This window comes from Desulfovibrio piger ATCC 29098, from assembly GCF_000156375.1.
GTDB lineage: Bacteria > Desulfobacterota > Desulfovibrionia > Desulfovibrionales > Desulfovibrionaceae > Desulfovibrio > Desulfovibrio piger.
In genome coordinates, this window is record NZ_DS996359.1 from 102,993 (window position 1) to 111,826 (window position 8,834).

Here is an 8,834-nt window from a genome sequence, read left to right on the forward strand (position 1 = left end):
CGCGGGGGCCTGTTTATCCATAAAGATTCCCTTGTTTCAGAGGTATTGTCAAATGCGTGTGCTCCTGACCAACGACGACGGCATCCGGGCCGAGGGCCTGCGTGCCATGTACCGGGCCCTGCGCGAAGCCGGGCATACCGTGCATGTGGTGGCCCCCATGCACGAACAGTCCGGCGTGGGCCATTCCCTGACCTTTTTCGACCCCCTGCGTGCCCACAAGATCGAGGAACCCGACTTCGAAGGTCTGGGCCTGTACGGCACCCCCACGGACTGCGTGAAGCTGGCCCTGGGCAACCTGCTGAAAAAGCGGCCCGACATGGTCATCTCGGGCATCAACGCGGGCAGCAACGTGGGCCCGGACATCCTCTATTCCGGCACCGTGGGCGCGGCCACCGAGGCCGCCCATGAAGACCTGCCCAGCATGGCGCTCTCCTGCGATGCCAGCGGCGGTCACCCGGACATGGACGCCATCGCCCGCCACGCCGTGGAGCTGGCCGCGCGCATCGACTGGAAAAAGGTGGCCCACCGCCGCGTCATCAACGTCAACTACCCCCGCGGCCCGCTGTCCGAGGCCAAGGGCCTGCGCATCTGCCCACAGACCAGCGCCGTGTGGAAGAACGCCTACGCCGAGCGCAAGGACCCGCGCGGCGAGCCCTACTGGTGGCTGGAAGGCGAGATCCCGCCGCACACCATCAACGCCGGTTCGGACAAGGACCTGCTCAATCGCGGCTACATCACCGTGACGCCCCTGCGTTTCGAGTTCACGGACCACGAAAGTCTGCGCAGTCTGGAGGACATGCTGCTTTCCTAGACAGCATAAGGCCCCTGCGGGTGCCGATTTTATGAATTTTTCCACGACCGCCCCAAAGTCATTCCCCTTTGGGGCTTTTTTTTATATGATGAATCGCTTCGTTGCGGCTGCCCCACAACAGTCCTTCCGGCATGCATCCCTGCCGGATCCGGCGGCGGCCGCCGATACATCAGACAGGCCGGCCGGACAGTCGCTTTCTGTCCGCCTTCCCATTTTATCCCACACTCGCGCATGGTGCGCGCAGTGTCGTATCGCACCTGGTGCAGGAGGAATCCATGCCGCTTATCGGGCCTAAGGAAATGTTCGCCGCCGCCTATGCGGGCCGGTATGCTGTGGGCGCGTTCAACGTCAACAACATGGAAATCGTGCAGGGCATCATGCAGGCCGCCTCGGAGGAAAAATCCCCCGTGATCCTTCAGGTCTCTTCGGGCGCGCGCAGCTATGCCGGGCAGAAATACCTCATGAAGCTGGTGGAAGCCGCCCTGGCCGAGGATCCGTCCGTGCCCGTGGTGGTGCACCTGGACCACGGCTCCAGCTTCGAGCTGTGCCGCGACTGCATCGACGGCGGTTTCACCTCCGTGATGATCGACGGCTCGCACCTGCCCTATGAAGAAAACATCGCCCTGACCAAGCAGGTGGTGGAATACGCCCACCCGCGCGGCATCTGGGTGGAAGCCGAGCTGGGCAAGCTGGCCGGTGTGGAAGAGCATGTGAGCAACGCCGACCACGTGTACACCGACCCCGACCAGGCCGTGGACTTCGTGGAACGCACGGGCTGCGACTCCCTGGCCGTGGCCATCGGCACCAGCCACGGTGCCTACAAGTTCAAGGGCGAAGCCAAGCTGGACTTCGAACGCCTGGAAGAGATCGGCAAGCGCCTGCCCAACTATCCTCTGGTGCTGCACGGCGCCTCCAGCGTGCCCCAGGAATTCGTGGAAGCCTGCAACAAGTTCGGCGGCCAGGTGGGCGGCGCCCGCGGCGTGCCGGAAGACATGCTGCGCAAGGCTGCCGGCATGGGCGTGTGCAAGATCAATGTGGATACCGACATCCGTCTGGCCGTGACCGCCTCCATCCGCCAGTATCTGGTGGAACATCCCGAAGCCTTCGACCCCCGCGCGTACCTGAAACCCGCGCGACAGGCCGTCAAGGATATGGTCGCCCACAAGATCCGCAACGTCATGGGATCTTCCGGCAAAGCCTAAACCAGTATCTCACGCCGTCTCCATCGGGGAGGCGGCGTTTTCCATCTCTCTCGCGTGAAGGAGCGCAACATGTCCGTATCTTTGGGGATGAACGGCTTTGGCCGCATCGGTCGTTATCTGCTGCGTCTGCTGGCTGACTCGGAAGACATCCGCATCACCGCCATCAACGCCCGCGCCGACAATGCTTCGCTGGCCCACCTTTTCAAATACGACTCGGTGTACGGCATTTTCCCCGGCACCGTCGATCATGACGACAACGGCATCATCATCAACGGCCGTCATATCGAAGTCACCCGCTGCAAGACCGGCGAATGGGAGTGGGCCCGTCTTGGCATCGACATCGCCGTGGAGACCACCGGCACCCTGAAAAAGCGCGAAGACGCCGCCCAGCACCTGCAGTGCGGTGCCAAGAAGGTCGTAGTCTCGGCCCCCTGCAAGGAAGCCGACGCCACCATCGTCATGGGCGTCAATGACGACATCTACGATGCCGCCGCCCATACCGTGCTTTCCGCTGCCTCCTGTACCACCAACTGTCTGGCTCCCGTGGCCAAGGTCCTCAACGATGCCTTCGGCATCCGCCACGGCCTGATGACCACCATCCACTCCTACACCATGAGCCAGCGCATCCTGGACGGTTCCCACAAGGACCTGCGTCGTGCCCGCGCCGCCTGCGTGTCCATGATCCCCACCTCCACCGGTGCCGCCAAGGCCCTGGCCCTGGTGGTGCCCGCCCTCAAGGGCAAGCTGGACGGCATGGCCGTGCGTGTGCCCACCCCCGACATCTCCCTGGTGGACCTGACCTGCGAGCTGGAAAAGCCCGCCACCGCCGAAGAGATCAATGCCGCCCTCAAGGCCGCCCATGACGGCGCCCTGCACGACAATATGGGCTACTGCGACGAGCCCCTGGTCTCCATCGACTTCAAGGGCAGCACCCACGGCGGCGTCGTGGACGCCCTGTCCACCCAGGTCCTGGACGGCACCATGGCCAAGCTCATCATCTGGTACGACAACGAATCCGGCTTCACCAACCAGCTGGCCCGCCTGCTGCGCAAGGTGGCCGCCAGCCTGTAAGGCTCCGCACGCCAACGGATACGACAAGGACGGCCCGTGAGGGCCGTCCTTTTTTATGCCCGGCGGCATGGACGGATGTGGGGGAAGGGCCCCTCCGCCAATGCGAAAAAGTTTTCTCTTTTCCCACGCTCATCCCTTCCCCGACGTGCTTTATCCAGAAGAGGCGACGCCGCAGTGGCGCCAAGGCCTCTGGGCCATGAAACTCCCATCCTAAAAAACACAGGCGGGAGTTCCCCGTCTCGCAAGGGAGCTCCCGCCACAGCGGCTGTCAGGCCGGGCAGCCGCGGGGCCGCCGGAGCCGCCCCTTGCCCGTGTTGGCATATGTGTTGGAAGGGCAGACAAGGGACGTGCCCCGGCGACAGGAACGAGAGTGCCCTGCGGACCTTCCAGCTGATGGAATCCTTAAAAAAACCTTGGGAAAAGAAAGAGAGCGCCCCAAAGAAAAAGAGGCCTCCCGGTGAGGCCCCTTTCCAGATGGCGACGCGGCGGTCTCGTCCCGCGGCGTTAGTTGTGGTTGTAGAAGTTGATGAGGCAGCCGTCCAGAATAATCTGGCGTTCGTCGGCGGTCAGATCGCCCAGACGCAGCTCAACGGCCTCCACGGCCCCGGCAGCGCTCACCAGCCAGCCGGTGATGCTGGCGGCATCCTGTTCCACGGCGGTACGGATGCCGGGCAGGACGAAGCAGTCCCCCACGCTGAGCTTCTGCGCCAGAGCGGCATCGGCCAGCAGGGGCAGCATGCCCCAGTTGATGAGGTTGGAGCGGTAGCGCTTGGTGGCGTATTCGGCGGCCACGTTGGCCCAGCCGCCCAGCACCTTCTGGCAGGACGCGGCCTGCTCGCGGGCGGAACCGTCACCGGGCTTGAGGGCGAAGATGGTGGAACCGATGCCCGTGTCCTTCAGGCCGGCGCCCAGCACCGCGGCGTAGACCTCAGGCTGCGCGGCCTTGAGGGGCGCCAGCATGCCTTCCAGCTTCGCCAGCAGGGCGGCATCGGCAGGATCGGCCAGACGGGCCTTTTCCATGGCCTGCACGTCCTTGGCGCGGCCCACATAGGCGGGATCCTTGCGCGACAGGGTGAACTCGGAAAGCTTGAGCGGGTTGGAGCGCAGGGACGAGGTCTCGCCCGAGGGGATGAGTTCGTCGGTGGTGGTCACGGGGTCGGTGATGACCGAAGCCAGCGGCAGCACCAGGTTCTCCGGCAGGGGGCTCATGGACGGCCAGTCGGCGATGTTGGGGCCGCGCTTGAGTTCCGCGGCGGCATCGGCCTTGCCGAAACCGTTGTAGACGCGGCGCTGGTAGATGCCCGCATCGAAGGTGTAGGTGGTGTCCACGGCCAGCTTGTCCCAATCCAGTTCCGTGGCCGGGGTCAGGCGGCCGCCGTTGGCGGCGGTGGCGGCGATGGAGCGGGCGTCCATGAGGGCCACGGCAGAGATCTGGCCGTTGCCGGGCTTGGAGCCTTCGCGGTTGGGGAAGTTGCGGGTGGAGTGGCGGATGGACAGGGCGCCGTGGGCGGGCGTGTCGCCCGCGCCGAAACAGGGACCGCAGAAGGCGTTCTTGATGACCGCACCGGCGGCCATGAGCTTGGCGGCGGCACCGTTGCGCACCAGGGCGATGGCCTGGGGCTCGCTGGCGGGGTAGACGGAGAGCGAGAACTCGCCGCAGCCGGTGCTCCGGCCGTCCAGGATGGAGGCGGCCATGCAGCAGTTCTCGAAGGAACCGCCCGCGCAACCGGCGATGATGCCCTGATCCACCCAGACGCCGCCGTCATGGATCTTGTCGCGCAGCTTCAGGCCTTCACCGGCCTTGCCGAACTGCTTGCGGGCCTCTTCTTCCACGGCGGCGAACAGCTCGTCGGCATGGCGCACCACCTCGGCCACGGGATAGGCGTTGCTGGGATGGAAGGGCAGGGCCATCATGGGCTCGATGGTGGACAGGTCCACGCGGATGCAGCGATCGAAGCAGGCGGGCTTGTCGTGACGCAGCTCGGTGTAATCATCGGCCCGGCCGTGCATGGCCAGGTAATCGCGCACCTTGTCGTCCGTGGTCCAGATGGAGGACAGACAGGTGGTCTCGGTGGTCATGACGTCGATACCGCAGCGGTATTCCACGGAAAGGCCCGCCACGCCGGGACCGGCGAATTCCATGACCCGGTTCTTGACGAAGCCGTTCTTGAACACAGCGCCGATCAGGGCGATGGCGATGTCCTGCGGGCCCACGCCGGGACGGGGAGCGTTCTCCAGCCAGACCAGCACCACTTCGGGACGGGCCACGTCATAGGTCTTGCCCAGCAGCTGCTTGACCAGCTCGGGGCCGCCTTCGCCCACGGCCATGGTGCCCAGGGCGCCGTAGCGGGTGTGGCTGTCGGAGCCCAGGATCATCTTGCCGCAACCGGCCATCATTTCACGGGCGTACTGGTGGATGACCGCCAGATGGGGCGGCACGAAGATGCCGCCGTATTTGCGGGCGGCGGTCAGGCCGAAGAGGTGGTCGTCCTCATTGATGGTGCCGCCCACGGCGCACAGGCTGTTGTGGCAGTTGGTGAGCGCGTAGGGCATGGGGAAGCGTTCCAGGCCGCTGGCGCGGGCCGTCTGGATGATGCCCACATAGGTGATGTCGTGCGAGGCCAGGGCGTCAAAACGCAGGCGCAGGGTAGGGTCGTCCCCGGCAGCCGTGTTGTGGGCGGCCAGGATGTTCCAGGCCAGGGTATTTTGACGGGCAGCGGCGCAGTCGATGCCGCGCGCCGCGGCTTCTTCCTGTTCCATCAGGGTGTTGCCCTGCACAATGACCGGTTTGTCGCTCAGTTGGATCATCTTGCTTCCTGCGTAGTCTGTGCTGTGCCGTGATGGCGATAAAAGGCAAGCCCGACCTTTCCCCGTCCACGGCGACGGGGCGATGCGCAAACATCCGGCGGGCGTGAAATTTTGCACCAGATACTATGCCACAGGCCAAAATGCTTTGGCAATGCCCGGAAGGGACACGTGTTTTTTGGGAGAAGGCCCGCCTTTACTGGCGTACAAAAGGGGACCAGACCTACTCCCCCGCCTTCCCAAATGCGCTTTATCGAAAAAAATCTGGACTAATATCTTTTAAAAGAAGGATAGCTCGTTAATTATTTTTATTACCAGCACATTCATCCCACTCATCATATCTATTTTTTCCCTGAGTTCCTTTTCTTACAAGATTGAATAGCATGAATGCCACATTACCCAATTGTAAAATTATATATATCATAAGGCTTTCCTCAAATGCCTTCTGACCGCTATTCCATAGAGACATGAGAACTAAAGTTAATCCACCAAAACAAATAAAAATATACAAAAACAAATACCATCCGCTTTTGTTTACATCATGAAGCCTTCTAACTGTGACTGCTGAATATGGGATAACCAAAACAAGTGATATTATGATGGAAACAATCGCGCCGATTTGTGGAGAAGCATTGGAAATAATTGAATTAAATAGAGAAGCTATAAATATGAACAACTGGAAATACCAAAACTCACTACGAGATGCCCTTCCTTTAAAATGAGCAAACTTCTTTATCAAGCACGTATGTATCGACTCTCCAAAATTCATTATACCACACTCCTCTTTTTGATCAGCTATATAATATCCATCATCCTGTGCATAGCAGGATTTTTATTTTTTACAGTAACATATTAATATTAAAAAATTTATTTTTGATTTTCCAGTATTGTGCAAAAAAAGGAAGGAAGAAAACCGTTCTTCTATAAGAACAGCTTAGCATGACAGCAATAGGATATCTGTCCCCAATCTCAGACGAAAAAAGGACGCCCTGAGGCGTCCTTTTTATTTATCCTGCAAAGGGAAGGAGCGGGCCTATTCCACGGTCACGCTCTTGGCCAGGTTGCGGGGCTGGTCCACGTCCTTGCCCAGATAATCGGCCATCTCGTAGCTGAACAGCTGCATGGCGGGCAAGGCCATGAAACCGGCCAGAGGGGCGGGCAGGGCGGGGATCTCCCAGACATCGTCCACGGCCAGGTCCATACCCGGATTGGTCAGGGCGATGACCTTGCCCTGACGGGCCTGCACTTCCACGATGTTGGATTTCACCTTGGGGAAGAGGGCATCGTCCAGAGCCAGGGCAAAGGTGGGGAAGGCCGGATCGATGAGGGCGATGGGGCCGTGCTTCATCTCGCCGGCGGCATAGCCTTCGGCATGGATGTAGGAGAGCTCCTTGAGCTTGAGCGCCCCTTCCAGGGCCAGCGGGTAGCAGTGGCCGCGGCCCAGATAGAAGAAGTTGCGGGCCTGGGCATAGGCACGGGCCAGCTGGCGGGCCTTCTCATGCATGGCGGGCAGGGCGGCATCCAGCTGGGAGGGCAGGGATTCCAGCAGGGCGATCTGGCGGGCGCGGGCCGCCGCGTCCATGATGCCCTGGCGGCCACCCCAGTACAGGGCCACCAGCGCCAGCATGAGCATCTGGCTGCACATGGCCTTGGTGGAGGCCACGCTGATCTCGGGCCCGGCCTGGGTGTAGATGACGGCCGAGGACTCGCGGGCGATGGACGAACCCACCACGTTGCACAGGCCCAGCACCGGCACGCCGTGTTCGCGGGCGATGCGCAGGGCGGCCAGGGTATCGGCGGTCTCGCCGCTCTGGCTGATAACCAGCACCATGTCGTCCTTGTCCAGGGGCAGGCTCTCGCGATAGCGGAACTCGGAAGCGATCTCCAGCTGCACCGGCACCTTGGCCCAGGGCTCGATGAGGTGCCGCGCCCAAAGGCCGGAATGGTAGGACGTGCCGCAGGCCACGATATGCAGACGGCGCGGCACGGGCAGGGCATCCAGCTCGGGCAGGAGCACGGTGTCACGGGCGGCGTTGAGGCGGCCGCTCAGACCGTCCACGATGACCTGGGGCTGCTCGAAGATCTCCTTGAGCATGAAGTGGCGGTAGCCGCCCTTCTGGGCCGCCTGCATGTCCCACTGGATGGTCTGGGGCTCATGTTCCACGGGGGAAAGGTCGGCCAGGCTCAGGATCTCGTATTCGGAATTGGTGGCGTGCACGATCTCGCCGTCTTCCAGAAAGACCACCGTGCGCGTGTAGGGCAAAAAGGCCGGGATGTCCGAAGCCACGAAGTGCTCGCCCGTGCCGATGCCGAAGATGAGCGGGGCGGACATGCGCGCGGCCCAGATCTCGCCGGGATATTCCCGGCTCATGAGGCAGACGGCATAGGCGCCGTGGGCCCGGCGCAGGGCCGCGGCAAAGGCCTTGAGCAGGTCGGGTTCCTGCTTGTGGCAGTCGGCGATGAGGTTGACCAGCACTTCCGTGTCGGTCTCGGAATGGAAGACATAGCCCTTTTGCAGCAGCTCTTCCTTCAGTTCCTGATAATTCTCGATGATGCCGTTATGCACGATGGCCAGGCGGCCGTCGTTGGAAGCATGGGGATGGGCGTTGCGCTCGGCGGGCACGCCGTGCGTGGCCCAGCGGGTATGGCCCATGGCGCAGGTGGCCAGGGAAACAGGCTCCTTGGCCAGCTTTTCTTCAAGGGCAGAAAGTTTGCCCTGGGCACGGGTGATGCACAGCTCACCGCGCTGCACACAGGCAACGCCCGCGGAATCATAGCCGCGGTACTCAAGACGCCGCAGGCCTTCGATGACCACAGGCACCGCCGGACGGTGCCCGGCATATCCGATAATGCCACACATGGTGACCTCCTATGCGATAAGGGATGGTGGAGAGGGGAGCTTTCTTTGAGGGGGGAAGGGAACCTTTTCCTGGCGGAAAAAAGGT

The 8,834-nt window shown here is 62.1% G+C and carries 6 protein-coding genes; 3 read left to right on the plus strand and 3 right to left on the minus strand.

The features are described from left to right. Window positions 1–52: 52 nt before the first annotated feature. From surE to gap, 3 genes are all read left to right on the plus strand, one after another. On the plus strand, window positions 53–811 hold the full coding sequence (gene surE / locus DESPIG_RS07170) for a 5'/3'-nucleotidase SurE (protein WP_040369655.1): 759 nt from the start codon (window positions 53–55) through the stop codon (window positions 809–811). Between the two features lie 275 nt (window positions 812–1,086). Further along, window positions 1,087–2,013, plus strand: coding sequence for a class II fructose-1,6-bisphosphate aldolase (gene fba, locus DESPIG_RS07175; RefSeq protein ID WP_040369657.1), 927 nt, complete (start codon window positions 1,087–1,089; stop codon window positions 2,011–2,013). Window positions 2,014–2,082: 69 nt separating this feature from the next. Then, the gene (gap, locus tag DESPIG_RS07180) at window positions 2,083–3,084 is read left to right on the plus strand and encodes a type I glyceraldehyde-3-phosphate dehydrogenase (RefSeq protein WP_040369659.1); all 1,002 of its coding nucleotides are present in this window, start codon (window positions 2,083–2,085) and stop codon (window positions 3,082–3,084) included. Between the two features lie 504 nt (window positions 3,085–3,588). Here gap and DESPIG_RS07185 read toward each other — a convergent pair. The 3 genes from DESPIG_RS07185 to glmS form a co-directional block, all read right to left on the minus strand. Next, entirely contained in the window at window positions 3,589–5,892 is a 2,304-nt protein-coding gene (locus DESPIG_RS07185; RefSeq protein ID WP_006006853.1) for a hydratase, read from the minus strand. Between the two features lie 295 nt (window positions 5,893–6,187). Continuing rightward, a complete protein-coding gene (locus DESPIG_RS13290; RefSeq protein WP_006006858.1) occupies window positions 6,188–6,658 on the minus strand; it encodes a DUF805 domain-containing protein in 471 nt (156 codons plus the stop codon). 264 nt (window positions 6,659–6,922) lie between these two features. Beyond that, window positions 6,923–8,749, minus strand: a complete 1,827-nt coding sequence (gene glmS, locus DESPIG_RS07190; RefSeq protein ID WP_040369661.1) for a glutamine--fructose-6-phosphate transaminase (isomerizing) — start codon at window positions 8,747–8,749, stop codon at window positions 6,923–6,925. Between the last annotated feature and the right edge of the window lie 85 nt (window positions 8,750–8,834).

Excerpts from the sequence above, each read along its gene's own strand:
- surE (WP_040369655.1), top strand. The coding sequence starts at position 53 with ATGCGTGTGCTCCTGACCAACGACGACGGCATCCGGGCCGAGGGCCTG.
- glmS (WP_040369661.1), bottom strand. The coding sequence starts at position 8,749 with ATGTGTGGCATTATCGGATATGCCGGGCACCGTCCGGCGGTGCCTGTG.
- DESPIG_RS13290 (WP_006006858.1), bottom strand. The coding sequence starts at position 6,658 with ATGAATTTTGGAGAGTCGATACATACGTGCTTGATAAAGAAGTTTGCT.
- fba (WP_040369657.1), top strand. The coding sequence starts at position 1,087 with ATGCCGCTTATCGGGCCTAAGGAAATGTTCGCCGCCGCCTATGCGGGC.
- gap (WP_040369659.1), top strand. The coding sequence starts at position 2,083 with ATGTCCGTATCTTTGGGGATGAACGGCTTTGGCCGCATCGGTCGTTAT.
- DESPIG_RS07185 (WP_006006853.1), bottom strand. The coding sequence starts at position 5,892 with ATGATCCAACTGAGCGACAAACCGGTCATTGTGCAGGGCAACACCCTG.